The 18,246-nt window shown below is 64.5% G+C and carries 17 protein-coding genes; 3 read left to right on the forward strand and 14 right to left on the reverse strand.

Going from position 1 to position 18,246, the window contains the following annotated elements; all coding sequences use genetic code 11:
- Positions 1-235: 235 nt before the first annotated feature.
- The 5 genes from CA260_RS12200 to prfB form a co-directional block, all read right to left on the reverse strand.
- Positions 236-499: a BolA family protein gene (locus CA260_RS12200; protein ID WP_111983361.1), complete on the reverse strand. Its 264-nt coding sequence runs from the start codon at positions 497-499 to the stop codon at positions 236-238.
- A gap of 3 nt (positions 500-502) precedes the next feature.
- Positions 503-802, reverse strand: a complete 300-nt coding sequence (locus CA260_RS12205; RefSeq protein ID WP_111983362.1) for a YciI family protein — start codon at positions 800-802, stop codon at positions 503-505.
- 2 nt (positions 803-804) lie between these two features.
- Positions 805-2,325 (reverse strand): lysine--tRNA ligase, encoded by a 1,521-nt coding sequence (lysS, locus tag CA260_RS12210; RefSeq protein WP_111983440.1) that lies wholly within the window; start codon positions 2,323-2,325, stop codon positions 805-807.
- 98 nt (positions 2,326-2,423) lie between these two features.
- The gene (locus CA260_RS12215) at positions 2,424-2,753 is read right to left on the reverse strand and encodes a hypothetical protein (RefSeq protein WP_111983363.1); all 330 of its coding nucleotides are present in this window, start codon (positions 2,751-2,753) and stop codon (positions 2,424-2,426) included.
- Positions 2,754-2,793: 40 nt separating this feature from the next.
- A protein-coding gene (gene prfB / locus CA260_RS12220) for a peptide chain release factor 2 (protein ID WP_111983364.1) occupies positions 2,794-3,919 on the reverse strand; the annotation gives its coding sequence in 2 pieces (ribosomal slippage) (positions 2,794-3,843 and positions 3,845-3,919; 1,125 coding nt in all).
- A gap of 175 nt (positions 3,920-4,094) precedes the next feature.
- Here prfB and CA260_RS12225 point away from each other — a divergent pair.
- Complete coding sequence (locus CA260_RS12225; protein WP_238149744.1) at positions 4,095-5,381, forward strand: retropepsin-like aspartic protease; 1,287 nt, start codon at positions 4,095-4,097, stop codon at positions 5,379-5,381.
- Positions 5,382-5,596: 215 nt separating this feature from the next.
- On the opposite strand, the gene asnB is transcribed toward CA260_RS12225, so the two are convergent.
- The 4 genes from asnB to CA260_RS12240 form a co-directional block, all read right to left on the reverse strand.
- The gene (gene asnB, locus CA260_RS12230) at positions 5,597-7,270 is read right to left on the reverse strand and encodes an asparagine synthase B (protein WP_111983365.1); all 1,674 of its coding nucleotides are present in this window, start codon (positions 7,268-7,270) and stop codon (positions 5,597-5,599) included.
- Positions 7,271-7,365: 95 nt separating this feature from the next.
- Positions 7,366-7,494, reverse strand: coding sequence for a hypothetical protein (locus CA260_RS21445; RefSeq protein WP_272946569.1), 129 nt, complete (start codon positions 7,492-7,494; stop codon positions 7,366-7,368).
- Positions 7,495-7,545: 51 nt separating this feature from the next.
- Positions 7,546-7,938, reverse strand: a complete 393-nt coding sequence (locus CA260_RS12235; protein WP_111983366.1) for an STAS/SEC14 domain-containing protein — start codon at positions 7,936-7,938, stop codon at positions 7,546-7,548.
- Between the two features lie 106 nt (positions 7,939-8,044).
- The gene (locus CA260_RS12240) at positions 8,045-8,407 is read right to left on the reverse strand and encodes a 2-hydroxyacyl-CoA dehydratase (RefSeq protein ID WP_238149745.1); all 363 of its coding nucleotides are present in this window, start codon (positions 8,405-8,407) and stop codon (positions 8,045-8,047) included.
- Between the two features lie 174 nt (positions 8,408-8,581).
- Here CA260_RS12240 and CA260_RS21175 point away from each other — a divergent pair, with 174 nt between their 5' ends.
- Entirely contained in the window at positions 8,582-8,758 is a 177-nt protein-coding gene (locus CA260_RS21175) for a hypothetical protein (RefSeq protein WP_172461828.1), read from the forward strand.
- Between the two features lie 45 nt (positions 8,759-8,803).
- On the opposite strand, the gene CA260_RS12245 is transcribed toward CA260_RS21175, so the two are convergent.
- The gene (locus CA260_RS12245) at positions 8,804-9,217 is read right to left on the reverse strand and encodes a GFA family protein (RefSeq protein ID WP_111983368.1); all 414 of its coding nucleotides are present in this window, start codon (positions 9,215-9,217) and stop codon (positions 8,804-8,806) included.
- A 729-nt stretch (positions 9,218-9,946) separates the two neighbouring features.
- On the opposite strand from CA260_RS12245, the gene CA260_RS12250 reads away from it, so the two are divergent.
- Positions 9,947-10,924, forward strand: coding sequence for a hypothetical protein (locus CA260_RS12250; RefSeq protein WP_202864092.1), 978 nt, complete (start codon positions 9,947-9,949; stop codon positions 10,922-10,924).
- A gap of 73 nt (positions 10,925-10,997) precedes the next feature.
- On the opposite strand, the gene CA260_RS12255 is transcribed toward CA260_RS12250, so the two are convergent.
- From CA260_RS12255 to wecB, 4 genes are read right to left on the reverse strand one after another with little or no spacing between them, the layout of a single operon-like run.
- Positions 10,998-11,900 (reverse strand): DUF4434 domain-containing protein, encoded by a 903-nt coding sequence (locus CA260_RS12255; RefSeq protein ID WP_111983369.1) that lies wholly within the window; start codon positions 11,898-11,900, stop codon positions 10,998-11,000.
- Positions 11,894-14,848 carry an NfrA family protein gene (locus tag CA260_RS12260; protein WP_111983370.1) on the reverse strand — a complete coding sequence of 985 codons (2,955 nt, stop codon included), beginning with the start codon at positions 14,846-14,848 and terminating at the stop codon, positions 11,894-11,896. The genes CA260_RS12255 and CA260_RS12260 overlap by 7 nt, the downstream gene beginning before the upstream one ends.
- A complete protein-coding gene (locus CA260_RS12265; protein ID WP_111983371.1) occupies positions 14,845-17,079 on the reverse strand; it encodes a glycosyl transferase family protein in 2,235 nt (744 codons plus the stop codon). The genes CA260_RS12260 and CA260_RS12265 overlap by 4 nt, the downstream gene beginning before the upstream one ends.
- Before the next feature lie 16 nt (positions 17,080-17,095).
- Positions 17,096-18,208: a non-hydrolyzing UDP-N-acetylglucosamine 2-epimerase gene (wecB, locus tag CA260_RS12270; protein WP_111983372.1), complete on the reverse strand. Its 1,113-nt coding sequence runs from the start codon at positions 18,206-18,208 to the stop codon at positions 17,096-17,098.
- Positions 18,209-18,246 lie beyond the last annotated feature (38 nt).

An 18,246-nucleotide genomic window follows, 5' to 3' on the forward strand; every position in this document is an offset into this window, starting at 1 on the left:
CGCGGTCGGGCGATGGGTCACTGTGCCAAACGCAGGCCCCAGCCGCAATGCGTTTTGGCTCGATGTTTCACTTTAACACCGAACCGTAAGTCGATGTTGCAAAAGAATTTATGCGTGGCGCCCGTCTCACTGGTTCCCGGACCGACGGAACCCGGGGAGCGCGAGCGGCCCCTGTGGCGGAAAATTCACCAGCGCCACCGGTCGCAAGGCCCGGTCGCGCGCCGAAGACGCGGGCTTATTCGCCCGGCGCCTTGGCGTCGATGGACAGCGCGTGGATGCCCTGGTCCATCAGGCCCTGCAGGGCCGCGTACACCAGCCGGTGCCGCTTGATCGGCAGCTGGCCGGCAAACGCCGCGCTGACGATGCGCACGTGGAAATGCCCCTTTCCCTCGTTGGCATGCCCGACGTGCTTGTAGCCCTCGTCCTGCACGTCCAGGGCCACGGGATCGAGCGCCTGCTGCAGGCGCTCGCGGATCTGTTCGGCGATGGGTGCACCCATGGCTTACGGCAGCGCCTTGCGGAACGGCTGGATGGCGACGCTGGCGTAGACGCCGGCGGCGACATAGGGGTCGGCGTGAGCCCAGGCTTCCGCGTCGGCCTGCGTCGGGAATTCGGCGACGATCAGGCTGCCGGTGAAACCGGCCGGGCCCGGATCTTCCGCCTCGATCGCCGGGAACGGACCGGCCAGCATCAGGCGGCCTTCGTCCAGCAGCTTCTGCAGCCGCGCGATATGCGCGGGGCGAGCGCCCTTACGGGCTTCGAGCGAATCGGGCACGTCCGTACCAATGATGGCGAACCACATGATCAGGCCTCCGGGCGCATATAGGGGAACAGCAGTACGTCGCGAATCGAGACCGAGCCGGTCAGCAGCATCACCAGACGGTCGATGCCTATCCCTAAGCCGCCCGTCGGCGGCAGGCCCACTTCCAGCGCGCGGATGTAGTCGGCATCGAAGTGCATGGCCTCGTCGTCGCCGGAGGCCTTGGCTTCCACCTGCGCCATGAAGCGCGCGGCCTGGTCTTCCGGGTCGTTCAACTCGGAGAAACCGTTGGCGAGTTCCTTGGCGTTGATGAACAGCTCGAAGCGGTCGGTGATGCCGGGATTGGTGTCGCTCTCACGCGCCAGCGGCGACACTTCCACCGGATGGTCGGTGATGAAGGTCGGCTGGATCAGCGTGTGCTCCACGGTCTTCTCGAAGATTTCCAGCAGCAGGCGGCCCCAGCCGAATTCGTTCTTCACCTGGCAACCCAGGCGCCTGGCGTGCGCGGCCATCGCCTCGCGATCGCGCAGTTCTTCGCGACGAATCTCAGGGTTCAACTCGAGCACGGCGTCTTCCATGCTCCAGCGGCGGAACGCCGGGCCGACGTCGATCTCGTTGCCTTCCCATTGGAGCTTGGTGGTACCGATGACGTGCTTCGCGGTGTCGCGGATCACTTCCTCGGTGAGATCCATGATCTCGGTGTACGTGGCATACGCCTGGTACAGCTCGAGCATGGTGAATTCGGGGTTGTGTCGCGTGGACACGCCCTCGTTGCGGAAATTGCGGTTGATCTCGTACACGCGATCGAAGCCGCCGACCACCAGGCGCTTGAGGTACAGCTCCGGCGCCACGCGCAGGTAGAGGTCCATGTCCAGCGCGTTGTGGTGCGTGATGAACGGACGCGCGGTGGCGCCGCCCGGGATCACGTGCATCATCGGCGTTTCCACTTCCATGAAGCGGCGCGGCTCGGCTTCAAGCCACTTGCGGATATGGCCGATGATCTTCGAGCGCAGCGCGAAGGTGCGGCGCGCTTCCTCGGTGACGATCAGGTCGACGTAGCGCTGGCGATAGCGCTGCTCCACGTCGGCCATGCCGTGGTGCTTGTCCGGCAGCGGGCGCAGGCTCTTGGTCAGCAGGCGCAGCGATTCCACCTTCACCGACAGTTCGCCGGTGCGCGTGCGCATCAGCAGGCCTTCGGCGCCGACGATGTCGCCCATGTCCCAGCCCTTGAACGCCTTGTAGGTCTCCTCGCCGACCGTGCCCTGGTGGATGAACAGCTGGATGCGGCCGTTGAAATCCTGCATCTGCACGAAGGCGACCTTGCCCTGGTCGCGCTTGAGGATGATGCGTCCGGCCACCTTCACGCGGCGACCAAGGGCCTCGATGGCTTCGGCCGTCCACTTTTCCGCATCGGCGAATTCGGCCTGCAGGTCGCCTGCAAACGCGTCTATCTTGAAGTCGTTCGGAAACGCCACGCCCTGCCCGCGCAACGCCTTGAGTTTCTCGCGGCGCTCGGCGATCAGCTTGTTCTCGTCGATGGGCTGGATATCGGTCGGTTCAGTCATGAGGTTTCCGTCGCTGCCGGCGCCCGCACCTTCTGGCGGACGCATCTCTATGTTTGTCATTGGGTCATTGGAGTGGCGGTTGCCCGCAGCGCCAACGGTCAATCGTCTTTGCCGAAGGCGCGTTTCACCGCGTGCTTGGTGGCGTCCCAGCCATCACGCGCGCCGTGCCCGACCGCTACGCCAGCATCCCTGGCACCGTGTCCGACCGCTATGCCCGCATCCCGGGCACCGTGCCCCACGGTGACAGCCGCATCCTTGGTGGCGTGCCCGACATCGCGGCCGGCGTCGCCCACTTTCTTGCCCGCCGTTTTTGCATCCTGCTTGATGCCCTGGCTGGCAGAGCCGTTGTCCTGCGCGCAGGCCAGGCCCTGCCACGCGAACAGGGCGGCACACGCAACCAGAATCGGGAAAGTCTTCCTGCTGTTCATGCGGTACCGCCTCGTCGTTGGCAGATGCGATGGTTGGCGATCAGGCGTCCACGCGCTTGGCGCCCGCGTCCAGGCCCGACTTCAGGCTGGCCTCGACGAATTCGTCCAGGTCGCCGTCGAGCACCTTCTGCGTGTCCGAACGCTCGATGCCGGTGCGCAGGTCCTTGATGCGGCTCTGGTCCAGTACGTAGTTGCGGATCTGGCTGCCCCAGCCGATGTCGGACTTGGAAGCTTCCAGCGCATCCTTCTCGGCGTTGCGCTTCTGGATCTCCAGTTCGTACAGCTTGGCGGCCAGCATCTTCATCGCGCGATCGCGGTTGGCATGCTGGCTGCGCTCGGTCTGGCAGGCCACCACCACGCCGCTCGGGATGTGCGTGATACGCACGGCCGATTCGGTCTTGTTGACGTGCTGACCACCGGCGCCGGACGAGCGGTACACGTCGGTCTTGAGGTCGGCCGGGTTGATGTCGATGTCGATGTCGTCATCGACTTCCGGCGACACGAACACCGAGGTGAAGCTGGTGTGGCGGCGGTTGTCCGAATCGAACGGGCTCTTGCGCACCAGGCGGTGCACGCCGATCTCGGTCTTCAGCCAGCCATAGGCGTAGTCGCCTTCCACGCGGAAGGTGGCGGACTTGATGCCGGCCACTTCGCCGCCGGAGACTTCCAGCAGCTCGGTCTTCCAGCCACGCGACTCGGCCCAGCGCAGGTACATGCGCAGCAGGATTTCCGCCCAGTCCTGCGCCTCGGTGCCACCGGCGCCGGCCTGGATGTCCACGAACGCGTTGTTGGCGTCCATCTTGCCGGAGAACATGCGCTGGAATTCCAGCTTGGCCACCTTGGCCTCAAGGCCGGCCAGATCGGCGACCACGGAGTTGACGGTGTCCTCGTCGCCATCGGCGGCGGCCATGTCCAGCAGTTCGCCGGCGTCATTGAGGCCGGCCGTCAGCGAATCGATGCCGCTGACGATGGTGTCCAGGCGGGCGCGTTCGCGGCCCAGCTCCTGCGCGCGCGGCGGATCGTCCCACACGGTGGGGCTTTCCAGTTCGCGGCTTACTTCTTCGAGACGCTCACGCTTGGTGGCGTAGTCAAAGATACCCCCTAAGCGACTCGACGCGGCCCTTCAGGTCCGCGATCTGCGCAAGGATCGGATTGGTTTCGATCATGGATGGGAAATCATGGGAAAACGGCCCTCCATGGTAGCAGAGCAAGGCCCGGGCAGGAGGCCCGCGCGGCCCGCCGGCGCAAGGGGCCGCGAGGCGCCTCGCAAGAAAACGACATGGCGGCCTGCCTATACTCCGCGCTCTTCAAACGCAAGGAAGCGGTGGGATGGCGCGGTGGATGGCAGGACTCGGGCTGATGATGCTGGTGGCGGCCGCCGGCGTGACGGCGGATGAACAGACTGCGCCCTCCACGATTGCCATCGATGTGCCTCCGGCCCAGATGAACGCCATCCAGGCCGCCGACGCGATCAACAAGGCGCTGGTCAAGGTCGACCTGCCGCTGCTGCTGGAGATCTACCAGCACAACCCCGACCCCGTCGCGCACGTCGTAGCCGCCACGGCGCTGGAGCGCGTGCAGTTCAACCTGGACAAGGCCATCGAGGACGCGCGGCTCTGCGAAAAGGAGCTGATCAAACAGCGGCCCGGCATTGCCATGTACTGCGCCCGCCTCGCCAACGGTGCCCTGCGCCTGGCCCAAGGCGACAAGGCGGCGGAAGCCGAAGAGCTCGACATCGTCAGGCGCTTTACAGGCCACGCGCCCGCGAAAGTGCTGGACAGCATGACCGCTTACGTGAACGGGCGCCGTGACATCCCATCGTTTCGCCTGACCAAGCCCGACGGCAATTTCTCCATGCCGTTGCTGAAGGCGTCGTACGACCAACGCGGCGCCGTGAAACTGGAAGCGGCCAACGGCGAATCGGCGCGCATGACGCTCGATACGGGCGCCGGCGCGATGATCATGGATCAGGACACGGCCGAGCGATTGGGCGTGCGCGCCGTCGGTATCGATGGGCGGGCACGTGGCCTGTTCTCCAAGAACATACCGACCGAGCATGGCTTTCTCGAAAAGGCGCGCATCGGCGACATCACGCTGGAAAACGTGCCGGTCGACATCGTGCCCGCCTCGCGGCACCTGATCGGCATGGACGTACTTCGATGGCTTGGCGCTTTCCGTCTGACCGAGCGCGAGTTGTTCGTCTACGGCAAGGACGGCCAGCGCCCCGCCTGCAACGATCCGCTGCTGGTGTCCGCCAATGCCTGGGGCAGCAGTGTGCGCGTGGTCACCAACCTCTCCATCAACGGCACGCCGCGCATCACCCTGCTGGACAGCGGCAGCGCCTTCTACCTCAACGGCAACCAGGCGGCGATGGATGAGGTGAAGGCGATCTACAACCGCCGGATGCGTATCCGCGACCTGGGCGCCACCCACGCCGCCCGCGTCAGCCAGGCGACCGCGGAAGTGATCGTCTCGAGCCAACCGATCCAGATGACGTTCGGCGTGTTCCGCGATGCAGACCTGCCCTGGAACTACATCCTCGGCAGCGGCTCCCTCGGCGACATGGATTTCTTCTTCGACTTCGACCAGCGCCACGCCTGTGTGCTGGTGCACGACAACCTGCACTGACGTCGACCCCTTATTTCCTCCTGTAGGAGCGCACCCAGTGCGCGACCGCAGACTGTGTCATCACCGCTCCGTAGGCTTCTCGCGCACTGGGTGCGCTCCTACAGAAGAGCTTGCGAGCTTTGCGGTTGTGCCTCAACGCAGAGTTGAGGCTTCACCGCTCCGTAGGCTTTTCGCGCACAGAGTGCGCTCCTACAGTTAGCCGACGGGTATCGCGTTCAGGCCAAAGCCTGCTGATGCACCCCTCGCACGGCGCGCCCCGACGGATCGGCGGCCGCCGCGAACGTGGGGTCCCACGCCAGCGCGGCGGGTGACGAACACGCGATGGATTTGCCGCCTGGCACCGTTTCCGCGCAGGCCTGGCCCGGATAGAACTTCTCGAAGATACGGCGATACAGATACGCCTCCTTGGTGGCCGGCGTGTTGTGCGGGTAGCGCGTGGCTGCCGCCGCGAATTCGCGATCGCTCACCGCCTGTTCGGCGTGCGCTTTCAGCCCGTCGATCCATCCGTAGCCGACGCCATCGCTGAACTGCTCCTTCTGCCGCCACAGGATCTCGTCGGGCAGCGCGCCCTGGAACGCCTCGCGCAACACAGCCTTTTCGATACGCCCCTGCCCGGCCATCTTGTGCCGCGCATCCATGCCCATGGCTACATCGAGAAATTCGAGGTCGAGGAACGGCACCCGCGCCTCCACACCCCAGGCCATCATCGACTTGTTCGCGCGCAGGCAGTCGTAGCTGTGCAGCGCATCGAGCTTGCGCACGGTTTCCTCATGGAAGGCCTCGGCCGAAGGCGCCTTGTGGAAATAGAGATAGCCGCCGAAGATCTCGTCCGAACCTTCACCCGACAGCACCATCTTCACGCCCATGGCCTTGATGCGGCGCGCGAGCAGATACATCGGCGTGGAGGCGCGGATGGTGGTGACGTCGTAGGTCTCGATATGCCGGATGACCTCCGGCAGCGCATCCAGTCCTTCCCAGAAGGTGTAAACGAAGCTGTGGTGCACCGTGCCCAGCGCATCGGCGGCCACCTGGGCAGCGGCGAGATCGGGCGAGCCTTCGAGGCCGATGGCGAAGGAATGCAGGCGTGGCCACCAGGCCTCCGCCTGGTCGTTGTCTTCCACGCGTCGACGCGCGAATCGCGCAGCGCACGCGGCGACCAGCGAGGAGTCCAGGCCACCCGACAACAACACGCCATACGGCACATCGGTCATCAGCTGCCGGTGCACGGCTTGTTCGAACGCCTCGCGCAACTCGCCTGGCGCCACGTCGTGCCCCTGGGTCTGCGCGTAATCCCGCCAATCCTTCCGGTAATACCGACGCAGTTCGCCATCGGCACTGTCGTAGACATGTCCAGGGGGGAATGGCGCGACGTCGGGGCATACGCCGACAAGTGCCTTCATTTCCGAAGCGACGCACAAGCGGCCCACGCTGTCGTGTCCCCAATACAGCGGGCAGACGCCGATCGGATCACGCGCGATGACGTAGCGCCCCTTCTCACTGTCCCATAGGGCGAAGGCGAAAATGCCGTTCAGTCGCCCGACCCATTCCGCGGGCGACGACTGCTCGCGATACAGCGCGTTGATCACCTCGCAATCCGAGCCGGTGGTGAAGTCGTAAGCGCTGGTCGCACGCAATTCCCGATGGTTGTAGATCTCGCCGTTCACCGCCAGCGCCAGTTCGCCATCGCGCGAACGCAACGGCTGCGCGCCGCTGGCCGGGTCGACGATGGCGAGGCGCTCATGCACCAGGATCACGCCGGCGTCGACGAACACGCCGCTCCAGTCGGGCCCGCGATGGCGCTGGCGTTGGGAAAGCTCCAGCGCCTGCTGGCGCAAGGCGGCGAGGTCATCACCAGGCTGGAGATCGAACATGCCGAAGATCGAACACATGGGAGTAGGTTTCCTTGTTGTCTTTCGCGGAGCAGAAAAACAAAAAGGCCCGCGGTGAGCGGGCCTTTTTGCGTGTGTATGTCGAGCTTTGCTGCTTACACGCCGGCCCACCCGTCGATGCGGGTATTGTTGTTGGCGTTATTGTTGTTCAGCGCGCGCAGGTGCTCGTTCGCCACCGCGGAGGCGGCGATCATGGCGATCGTGCGGGCATGAATGGAGGTCATGGCAAGGACTTCACCATAGGCCGGGCGCGGTGGCAAGGGGGAGAAAAGGTTTCATTTGTTCCCTTCCTCATCCGTGGAATGCGCCTCGCCGATCCAGGTTGTCGCTTCGTCGAGCTCGATATTGTTGAAAAGCTTGAACTGCGCCGGCACGGCGAACCCCATGGCCAGCGCGGCGACGCGTAGCCATGGCACGTCGGTTACGAGCGCCACCCTATCCCAGCCGCTGAAATGCCGGAAGCCCAGCATGGCATCTTCCCACATCGCACCGGGATCGAAGCCCGTGAAGTCGGGCCCCACGTGGTACAGCAGGCGAAGCTTGCGGTTGAGCGCGAATGCGGCCTCGACGTCGGGAACCAGCACCCGCTCGTAGTCCTGCGCAGTCACCTGCCCGCTCGCGCGAAAACCCAGCGCACCCGGCGGCAATCCACTGATCTGCTCGATCATGTCCGGCCTCCTGATTGCGTTTGCAACCTGTATCTCAAAACGATCGTTATCGAGGCGTCACGGATCGCCACACATGGTGCGCTTTGCGCAGGCCCACACGTCGCGCTCAGTCGTCGTTCTCTTCGACCTTGCGTTTCGTACGACGCTTGCGCACACCGGCAGGCGCCGCCTCGGCCGCCGCAATCAAGCCCTGCAGGTAGGCGACACCTTCTTCCTCGGGAAAGAACGCCACGACATCGGCCACGTTGAGCGCGTAGCGATCTCGCAACGCCAGAAATTCGCGCCGGGCACTTTCCATCGGCGTTTCCCTGGCTAGCTGGCGACGCTGCGCCTGTTCCTTGTCGAGTGCGGCCAGCTCTTCCTGAAACTGACGATAGGCGTCTTTGCTGATAGTCATCGCAGCGCGTGATGGCGATGTGGGACGCGCATTGTCGCATGACGGAAACCGATAGCGCGCAGACTCGGCCATGCCGCATCGATGGTCGATGGCATGCAGCCTCGTGCACGAAAGACCAGGGACATGCGCAGTCCGTCCGTGCTGCGCATAAGTTTTGCGTTGCCCGGATCGCGCGAGGAACTTAACCGCCCCCGAACAAGCGGCTCGATACGCTGAAATCCCCGCGACAAAAATCGAGGAGCGCCTATGGATCCCACTACCGTGGATACGCCGTTTGCCAGCGAGGAGCAGTTTGCGCAGACCCTGCGCACATCCGCCGAGCCTGTCGAAGGTTATGTACTGGACCCGTGGTCCGGCCTGTACCGCGAAACCGAAGCAGCTTATCGCCATCGCCTGCAATCGTCGCAGGCCACGCCCTCCTGATTCCAGACAACCCCGCCGAGCGCGGGGTTTTCTTTGCGCGGCCAGCTAGCTCGCGTGTTCCTGGAATTGCGGCAGCCCGTCGGCAATGGTGAACCACGGGGCCTTCGATCCGACGAAGATGTGCTTGTCCGGTCGTATGGACGGCTCATCGACCAGCGTTCCCATGGCAACGTGGACGTACTCGCCGTCGCGAACCACCGAATAAAGCAGTGAGCCACACTGCCCGCAATGCACGTCATGGCCCTGCTCATCGCCAAAGCGCAGCACGTCGCCTTCGCCGTGCACCAGCGACAGCCTGCTGCGCTCGATGCCTGCGAACGGCTTGAATGCCGAACCCGTCGTGCGCCGGCACTGGGAGCAATGGCAGTTCGCCGCATAAACGAACGCATCGAGCACGGCATAGCGAACTGCGCCGCATAGGCACTGGCCGGTCAGTTGCCGCTGTTTTTCGGTAGGCATCGCTTCGCAGTCTCCTATCGCAACAGGCGCGAGACGCCTTGCGTCACTTCGTGTGGCAAAAGCGCACGCGAGCGCTCGTCTCATCGCACGCCCTTTCACACTGATGAAGGGCGGTTTCACGCCGGTCTGCCCGGCGCGTGCCTGTCTCAATACGACATACGGCCGGGTATTTCAAAGTGTTCACCGTCGATTTTCGCCCAATGGAGCGAAGCGCCGAACATGCGCAAGCGTATGACGCCGCGGGCTGCTGGCTTGCGTCAAGCCTTCGGTAAACAGGCTGTCGCGGCATCAAACACACTCCAATCACAAAAAATCGACAGATATAACCAAATTTTGATCATCGTTTAGATCGATTCGCTAGACTCACTCCCCGCCAGCGATAGCCCGGTGCGTCATTCCCGGGTGCGCGAGATCCACCCCTGCCCTGGAAGGCAGTACCGATCGGTCCGGTCCCTGTTTTCGCCGAACCCGCATCGACCATCCGCGTGGTACGTCATCGTCGCTGGTTACCCAAACGGCTCTCCGCTCTCCACCTCTTGCCTCGCGCACAGGGGAAGGGGAGGCCGTGCTACGGACGATCTTCACCAGTGCTCGGAGGAGCACGACACAACCCGATGCCACCGACTTTCAAGGTGCCATCGCCGTCATGTCGTGGCGCCAACACCTGATGCGCGCCACTCATTCCAATTCCGGGTAGGGATCGCCCACGTACGCGAAAAAAACTTATCAATGAAGAAGTTCTCCATTGCTGCAAAGAAGTTCCTTGTTCCTGTCGCTGTTTCGACCGCGCTTTATGCCGCTTCGGCACCCCTCTCGCTGAATGCCAATGCGCAGGCGGCGGCCACGATCAAGGCACCGATCTACGGTGTCACGCTCGACGACGTGTCCAACATCAACGCGATCGTCACCTCGCTCACCAAGCTGCCGTACAAGCCCACCGTCCGTGTCGTTTTCGATCCGGGCACGACGGCTGCCCAGTACTACCCCGCCCTGGTCAAGCTGCACACCGTCGCCTACGTGATGGGCGAGATCATGGATTCGTACTACTTCCCGACCGACATCAACACCTACACCGCACGCACCAAGGAACTGGTCAACGGCTTGAAGGGTACGGTCGACGTGTGGGAAGTCGCCAACGAGATCAACGGCGAATGGCTGCGTGCCAACCCGAACGGCACGGCTGCGCAGGTCAATTCCCAGGAGCAGGCCATCGGCCAGATGGTGGCGGCTGCGCACAATATCGTGAAGGCCGCGGGTGGCAAGACCGCCGTCACGCTGTATTACAACAACGACAACAAGGGCAACAACTGCTGGGAGAAGAGCGCGGACAACTGGCGCACCTGGCCGACGACCTTCCTGTCCAGCACCGTGCTGCAGAACACCGACTACGCGTTGTTCAGCTACTACCCCTACCAGGATTGCCCGGGCCTGTCGCCGAACTGGACGTCGGACTTCGCCGCGCTTGAAGCCATGTTCCCAAATGCCAAGGTCGGCTTCGGCGAGATCGGCACCTCGAGCATCAACGCACCGGTGTCGGTGCAGAACAACCTGATCACCACGTACTACCCGATGGTCAACTCGTTCAAGGATCCGAAGTTCATCGGTGGCTTCTTCTGGTGGAACTACGCCGAGCAGATGGTGCCGTACACCAAGTCGTACTTCACCACGCTGAAGAACACCATCGCCCCGCTGAAGGTCCCGCAGTAATCCTGCGTCGAGTTATCGCAAAGCCATCGAAACGCCCCGCAAGGGGCGTTTCTCTTTTTCCCCGTCGAGTCGACTAGCGCTGCAGGATCCCGCCAGCGGCGGGAAGGTAGCGCAGTTCGAAGAACACGGTGTCGCCGTCGCAAGGCGCGCGCTGCGCGAGCACGGCGCTCGCGTCCACTGGCGACAGTGCAGTCGCGGCAAAGGCCTTGTCGGTGCCGGTCTGGCGGAACAGTTCGTAGACGAAGCCCTGCGCATGCGCTTGTGCACAGCGGCCGGCAGCTGCCATGTAGAGCTGCCTGGCGCCCTGCTCCAGTCGCTGCGTTCCCGCGCCATCCTGCACCCAGGTGCGCACGCCGCTGCGCTGCACATCCTGCACGAGGTCGGCATAGCGATCAGGCGTCATGTGCCCCGCGAAGAAGGACGTCACGTAGACAGGCCTCGACGCGACGCCATCGAGCTGTCGCTGTTCTTCGACAAGATAGTCGCGCAGTTGCGTGCGGGCCTTGGGATCATTCCAGCGAACGTCGTCGATCTCCATCGGCAAATACCAGCCGGCGATCGCCCCATCGCCGAGGTCGCCAGCCCAACGCCGTGCCACTTCGACATTCCGTCGTGACAGCGCACGCAGGTAGTCGGCCATGTCCTGCCCTTTCTTCTGGTCCTGCAGGGTGAAGAAGGCGGGATCACTGCCCAGTCCCAGCACGATATGCAGGCCAGCGGCCCGTGCGTCGCGCACGCGCTGCAACAACCAGGCGTGCTCCTCCGGCGTCGCGAACGCATCGCCGTATTGCGTCCATTGCACCACCAGCGTATCGAAACCCTGCTCGCGCACCTCGGCGAACAGCTTCGGCCATTGCTCCTGCGCGACGTCCCGGTCGCGTCGCTGCGGCTGGTAGATGATCGCCGTCGTCGCCGCCGCCCACAACGGCGCCACGAGCAGCCATAGAGCGAACCAGCGCAGCGCCGATCTCACCATTGCGTCCTCACGATCAGGAAAACCACGTTGGTCTCGCGCAGGTAGCTGGTAAAGGCATGCTGCCCTTCGAGCGCCAGGCTCAGCCGATGCGGATAGGCGTCGTAATGGGTTTCACCGAACCAGATATTCCACTGCACGCCGATGCCCATGCGGCCGTCCTTTTCATAGCCCAGGCCGTGCGCACGATCGATGCCGGTGTATTGCAGGTGGAGATAGGGCTCGATCGCCTGGCCTTCGACGAGCTTGTGCTCCCAGCCCAGCGTGTAATCCAGCGTGGCAACGGTCTCTTCCGCACGAAGGTAATAGGCCAGGTCGACATAGAAGTTCTGCGTGATCCAGCTGCGACCCGGGGCATGCCAGTCATCGCTGAACTGCGTGCCGAACGCCCACGACCCGCTGGCGCGAAGCATGGTGTCGTTGTGCGTGTCGCGGTTGTTGCTGAGCGGCGTCTGCTGTTCCGCCGTCAACACGATGTTCTGCGAGCGCAGCGGCTTCCAGTGCAGGCCAACGCCGAGCATCGGCGCGTTGACCGGCCAGAAGCCGCCACTGGCGCCGCTGCCCGCGAAGACGCGCGCATAGGCCGCCAACGTGTTGATGTCGCCGCCTGTCAGGCTGGGGTCGAAGCGGTATTGCCCTTCCAGCTGCAGGTAGCTGCGGTACGACACGCCGGGCGCGGCCGCGTTGGCGGCCGACGACACCGAGTCGCCCAACGACATGTCCGCATTGAAGCGCCATTTGCGACCCAGGTCCTCGTGCAGGCGGCGCAGGTTGTAGAGCTGTTCGTCTTCGTCTTCCTGCGGATTGCCGCCCACGGGCATGCCGTCGGTCGAAGGACCCAGCTGATCGATCGCCCGTGCGGCATAGGCCTGCGCCTGCTCGTTGTCGCCGAGCTGCTGGTGCACGTACAGCAATTGCCGGGTCAGTGCGGGGTCGTCCGGGTTGGCGCGACTGGCGCTCTCGAACTGCGTGCGCGCCTTGTCCGGCTCGCCGGCCTGCAGGTAGGCGTAGCCGAGCGATGCCGCGAGCGCCCCATCATCGGGCGACAGCACGCTGGCGCGCTGCAGTGAAAGCAAGGCGGCCTGGGGTTCCCCATCCTGCGTCTGCAGCGCCGCCAACCGCTGGTAATACCGCGGATCGGGATGCAACGCGATGGCGTTTTCGAGGTCGGCCCGCGCCAACGCCGGATCGCGGGGCTCATCGGCCTGCGCAAGCAGCCACCAGTAGTTGTGATCCTTCGCACCGCCCTGCGCGGCATAGGTCGCCAGCCAGGATCGCGCGATCGCCGGCTCATCGGCAGCCATCGCCGTATTCGCGGCGGCCATCAGGTCCACCGGTTTCATGTGTGCCGCCGGCACCTGCTGCCATGCCTGCAACGCAGCGGCGTAGTCCTTCGCGCTGTATGCCTGGTACGCCAGCGCGCGGGTGACGTCGCTGTCCGGTTGGCGTCGATTGGCCTCCGCGTACGCGTACTCGGCCAGCCCGGGGCGATCGCCGCTGTAGCAATCGCCCAGTTGCCGCCACATGTCGGCCGGATAATCGGAAGAGAAGTCGGACATCACCGCGCGGATGCCATCGCAATCGTGCAGCGCGCCCAGGACGTGCACCTGGGCCATCCTCAACGGCACGCTGTCCAGCGGCCGGCGAAGCCGGTCGCGATCTTCCGAAGCAAACAGCGCCGGCTGTTCGCCCGCCAATACCGCCAGCCGGGCGAACATCGATGCCGAACCCGGGTTGCCGGCGAACGGATAGGCGGCCATCAACAAGTCTTTCGCGTCAGCCGGGGATCCGGCCTCCATCAGGCGATAGCTGAGGGGATCGAGCAGGCGATAGCCGTCCGGCTGCGCGATCAGCGCTTCGGCCTGTTGCCGCGCATCCGCGTGTCGCCCCTGCTCGAGTGCGAGCGTAAAGCGGTCTTCGCGGAAGCTGTCGGCAGGGACCTTCGCGAGCATGCGTTGCGCCGCGGCCTGATCGCCGCGCGCCATCGATTGCGGCACCACCAGCCGGGCCTGGAACATCACGTTGGCGGGATAGCGCGGAACATAGCCGGCCAGCAGCGCCGGTTGCTCGCGCCCGGTCTGCGACATCAGGTAAATCCACTGCCGCTCGTCCGCCTCCTTGTCGAATGCGGGGCGACGCGAAGCGAGGTAGCTGGCGAGTTGCTGCCGATCGCCGTTATGGGCGATGGCCTGCGCGAAGGCGAGGTCCTGCGCGGGTCCATCGAGTCCGCCACGTGACTGCAACTGGCGGGCGTCGTCCCATTGGCCGAGTTTCAGCAGCAACTGGAACCATTGCCCGCGCTCTTCCGCGCTGAGCTTGTCGTCGCGATCCAATATGCCCAGCTGCGCGACGGCGCGGCGGTCATCGCCCAGATAGATCGCGCGTTGCACCAAGGCATGGCGCAGCGCACGCCCTTCCGGGCTGCGCGCAAAGTCGGCAGACCCGAGCTCGGCCTCGGCCTTGGCAAGGTCGCCCTGCTTGAGCGCATCGAAACCGCGCTGCGATCGACAGACCGCGCCCTGGTCATACCGGCAATCCACGGCCGGCGCCGCTGCCACGCTCGCCTCCCACGCACGCACCCGCGCATCATCCGGCGTGTAACGACGTTGCGTATCCATGACTTGCCGGGCTCGCGCTTCCGATCCGGAGCGCCGGTATGCCTCGGCAAGATCGAGTGCGGTTTGCACGTCCTGCGGCGCCAGTTCACGGGCGCGCTCGAACTCCGCCACCGCCTTGGCCAGTTCGGTTGCCGCCTTGGTCTTGTCGCCCGCCTTGCCGGCGTCCCTGGCCGCATCGAGCGCGGCGTAACCCGCCTGCTGATGCGGATACACCACGAACTTCTGGTAACGGCTGACTTCGGCCGTGGAGGTCTGGGCCAGCGCATGGAGCGGCCAGGTCGGCGCCATCACGAACAGCGCCACCGCACAGCCGGCGGGCCATGGCCTTTTCATGCGGCCCTCTCCGCGGGCGTTTCCGATCGTGACGCCCGTGCGTCCTTGGCCAGCAGATTCAGCATGTTCGGCTGCAACGAGGCCTGCAGCGAAAGCGCACGCTCCAGCGTCTCCTGCGTGATCACGCCCTGCCCGACGAGAAATTCTCCCAGGGGTTGTCCGCTACGCGAATGACTCAACAGCAAGGCCCGGAAGGCGACTTCGTCGAGGTAGCCTTGAGCCACCAGGATCTCACCCAGCATCACCTGGCCCGATACATAGTGGTCCCAGAGCCTGGACCAGCGGTGGCTGCCCGCGCGTCCGCACTGCGACGCCACTTCCAGCAGCAGGCGTCGATAGGCTTCCTTGTCGCGCAGATGCGCATAGCAGCAGCGCAGCCCCACGATGACCTGCCCCTTATGCGCGAGCACATAGCGCACCCGCCGCTGCAACTGCCGTGCGATGGCCGCCAGCGACACCGGGTCGATATAGGACTCGCTGGCGAGCACCAGCGTGCCGCCTTCGGTGCGCAAGGGCAGCACGGCGTAATGCAGCGCGATGTTGGCGGGCATCGCGTCGATCAGTTCCTGCGGAATTTCCGCGAGATTCACCGACTCGCACGGCACGCCGATCTGTTCCGCCATCGGGTGAGCGAGCTGCTCGGCGGTGATCAGGCCGCCATGGATCAGCGAGCTGCCGATCTGCAGGCCATCGATGCGATGCTCCCTCGCTTCGCTCATCTGGGCCGCCGATACCACGCCGTTCGCCACCAGTATTTCGTCCAGCGAACGCTTCACGCGGTTCTCGCCACCGATGCTGGGGAAGTCGTGCGTGGTCTTGTCCCAGGCCACCCGGCGTGGATCGCCGGTCTTGATGATCTGTCGTATCGCGCGCCAGTTGGCCAGGAAGTTGACCAGATTGCCCCACAACAGGCGCGGCACCGAGAGCAGGCCCTGCTTCACGCCGTAATACCCCGACACGAACACGATGCGCTGCAGCACGCGGTTGCACATCAGCACGATGTTCGCCATCAGGATGAAGTTGAACCACGGACGGCCTTCGAAGATCGACACGAAGCGCGGCGCCTGCGGCCACGCCTGCTGGATGAGCCAGGTGGCCATCAGCTGCAGCAGGATGAGCATGGCGGCGAAGCTGACGAAGTTGTTGATCGCGCCCTTGCGATCGCGCCACAGGAAGTAATTGAGCACCGGTCCGCGCGTCCAGCCGTGGGTGCGATATCCCTGGTACACGATGCCGATGATCCAGCGCGACTTCTGCCGCACCGCGGTTTCGAGGCGATCGGGGAAATATTCGCGCACGCAGATCACGTTGCAATCGCGCGCGTTCTGGCCCAGGTGGTTGGTCTGCGGATGATGGCGCTGGTAGCGCAGCACCGGGAAGCGCACGAAGATCTCGGCCATGCCCCATTGCTTCAGGCGCAGGCCGATGTCGTAGTCCTCAGTGAGGCTCTGCACGTCGAAGGCAACGCCGTTGCCGGCTTCGATCAGCGCCAGGATGGCACGACGACTGAAGCACGTGCCCACGCCCGCGCTGGGCACCTGCCCCGCCAGCGCCTCGCGCACGGGTATGTCCTTGCCGTGCAGCTCGGCGAACTCATCCAGATAGTGCAGGCTCGTGAAGTTGTTCCACTGCCGCTCGAACGGATAGACCGGTATCTGGATGAGATCCTTGCGCTCGACCAGGAAGTTGAACAGGCGAAGCTCGAGTTCGCATACCACGTCCTCGGCGTCATGCAGGATGAAACCCTCGAACGTCACGCGTGCACGGCGCTCGAACTGCAGGATCGCATCGAGCACGTTGTTGAGGCAGTCCGCCTTGCTGGTGGGTCCCGGGCGCGCGCAGACGACCTTGTGCACGTTGGGAAAGCGCGCGCACACCTCGTCCACATCGCGCTGCGTGTCCGGATCGTTCGGATAGGTCCCGACGAAGATGTGGTAGTTCTCGTAATCCAGCGTGGTGGCCGCCAGCTCGGCCATGTGGCCGATGACGCCCGTCTCGTGCCAGGCCGGCACCATGATCGCCAGGGGCCGCTCGGCCGGCCGATACAGATCGTAGTAGCAGGCGCGCCGCTGCTTGCTGTAGATGAAAAGCGACTTCCACAACCGGCGCACCCAGAAGACGGTGTCGATGAAGAAGTCATCCAGGCCGCTGACGAGCATCAGCACCGCGATCACGCTGACGACGATGCTCAGGCCGTAGAGGTAAACCGAGAATGCATCCAGCAGCCACATGGCGACTCTCCATCGATCAGACTGCTTTGCGCTGGCGTTCGTCGCCAATCAGCGCGTCGTGGAGAAAGTCGACGATGCGATCGCACGCATGCCCGTCGCCGAATGGGTTGCCGGCATGTGCCATCGCCTCGTACGCCACCGGATCGTCCCATAACCGCTCCACCTGGCTGACGATCGATGCGCGCCGCGTGCCCGCCAGGCGTGCACAACCGGCTTCGATCGCTTCGGGCCGCTCGGTTTCCGTGCGCAGCACCAGCAAGGGCACGCCGAAGGTGGGCGCCTCTTCCTGCAGGCCGCCGGAATCGGTCAGCACCAGCCACGCATCCATCAACGCCTGCTGCATTTCCAGGTAGTCGAACGGCGGCGTCAGGCGCACGTTGCCCAAGCCGCCGAGGATGGCGTGCACCGGCTTGCTCACCACCGGATTGAGGTGCACCGGAAACAGCACCTCCAGTTCCGGATGGTGCGTGGCAATGTCGGCGACGGCGTAGCAGATCTCGCGCAGATCGGCGCCCCAGTTTTCACGCCGGTGCGAGGTCACCAGCAGATGGCCCTTGCCTTGCGCGCGGCGGCTGAGGCGATGGCGCTGCGTGGTCCAATGCTGTGCGTCGATCACGGTGTTGCCGGTGACGACGATCCGGTCTTCCGGAATGGCCTCGACGCTGAGCGCGGACGCCGCACGATCGGTCGGCGCCAGGTGGAAGCGCGTGATGCGGCTCACCATCTGGCGCAACCCTTCCTCCGGAAACGGCCGATCCAGGTCGTACGTGCGCAGGCCGGCTTCCACGTGCGCGACGGGCACGCGATGGTAGAAGCCGGTAAGCGCGCCCAGGAACGTGCTTTCCGTATCGCCCTGCACCACCACCAGCGACCAGGATGCGTTCGTCATCACGCCGTCGAGCAGCGAGCGGCAGCGCACGCTGAACTCCGCCAGGCCATCGCCACCGCGATCGAGCACGATGTCGGGAGAGATGTCGAAACAATCGAGCATCTGGCGCGCCATCTCCCCGTGCTGACCGGTATGTAGCCAGCTTGGGTGCGCCCAGCCGCAGGCGTTGAGGGAGTGATAGAGGGGCGCCAGCTTGATGATTTCCGGGCGCGTGCCGCAGACGATCAGGATGTCCAACATGAGCTTCCCCGCGTGGTCTCGACGGTTCTGCTACCCGG

Origin of the sequence: Dyella jiangningensis (assembly GCF_003264855.1) — a bacterium.
Lineage (GTDB): Bacteria > Pseudomonadota > Gammaproteobacteria > Xanthomonadales > Rhodanobacteraceae > Dyella > Dyella jiangningensis_C.

Excerpts from the sequence above, each read along its gene's own strand:
- CA260_RS12260 (WP_111983370.1), bottom strand. The coding sequence starts at position 14,848 with ATGAAAAGGCCATGGCCCGCCGGCTGTGCGGTGGCGCTGTTCGTGATG.
- CA260_RS12225 (WP_238149744.1), top strand. The coding sequence starts at position 4,095 with ATGGCAGGACTCGGGCTGATGATGCTGGTGGCGGCCGCCGGCGTGACG.
- CA260_RS12235 (WP_111983366.1), bottom strand. The coding sequence starts at position 7,938 with ATGATCGAGCAGATCAGTGGATTGCCGCCGGGTGCGCTGGGTTTTCGC.
- CA260_RS12205 (WP_111983362.1), bottom strand. The coding sequence starts at position 802 with ATGTGGTTCGCCATCATTGGTACGGACGTGCCCGATTCGCTCGAAGCC.
- CA260_RS21445 (WP_272946569.1), bottom strand. The coding sequence starts at position 7,494 with ATGACCTCCATTCATGCCCGCACGATCGCCATGATCGCCGCCTCCGCG.
- CA260_RS12250 (WP_202864092.1), top strand. The coding sequence starts at position 9,947 with ATGAAGAAGTTCTCCATTGCTGCAAAGAAGTTCCTTGTTCCTGTCGCT.
- CA260_RS21175 (WP_172461828.1), top strand. The coding sequence starts at position 8,582 with ATGGATCCCACTACCGTGGATACGCCGTTTGCCAGCGAGGAGCAGTTT.
- CA260_RS12255 (WP_111983369.1), bottom strand. The coding sequence starts at position 11,900 with ATGGTGAGATCGGCGCTGCGCTGGTTCGCTCTATGGCTGCTCGTGGCG.
- CA260_RS12240 (WP_238149745.1), bottom strand. The coding sequence starts at position 8,407 with ATGGCCGAGTCTGCGCGCTATCGGTTTCCGTCATGCGACAATGCGCGT.
- wecB (WP_111983372.1), bottom strand. The coding sequence starts at position 18,208 with ATGTTGGACATCCTGATCGTCTGCGGCACGCGCCCGGAAATCATCAAG.
- CA260_RS12245 (WP_111983368.1), bottom strand. The coding sequence starts at position 9,217 with ATGCCTACCGAAAAACAGCGGCAACTGACCGGCCAGTGCCTATGCGGC.
- lysS (WP_111983440.1), bottom strand. The coding sequence starts at position 2,325 with ATGACTGAACCGACCGATATCCAGCCCATCGACGAGAACAAGCTGATC.
- CA260_RS12265 (WP_111983371.1), bottom strand. The coding sequence starts at position 17,079 with ATGTGGCTGCTGGATGCATTCTCGGTTTACCTCTACGGCCTGAGCATC.
- CA260_RS12200 (WP_111983361.1), bottom strand. The coding sequence starts at position 499 with ATGGGTGCACCCATCGCCGAACAGATCCGCGAGCGCCTGCAGCAGGCG.
- CA260_RS12215 (WP_111983363.1), bottom strand. The coding sequence starts at position 2,753 with ATGAACAGCAGGAAGACTTTCCCGATTCTGGTTGCGTGTGCCGCCCTG.
- asnB (WP_111983365.1), bottom strand. The coding sequence starts at position 7,270 with ATGTGTTCGATCTTCGGCATGTTCGATCTCCAGCCTGGTGATGACCTC.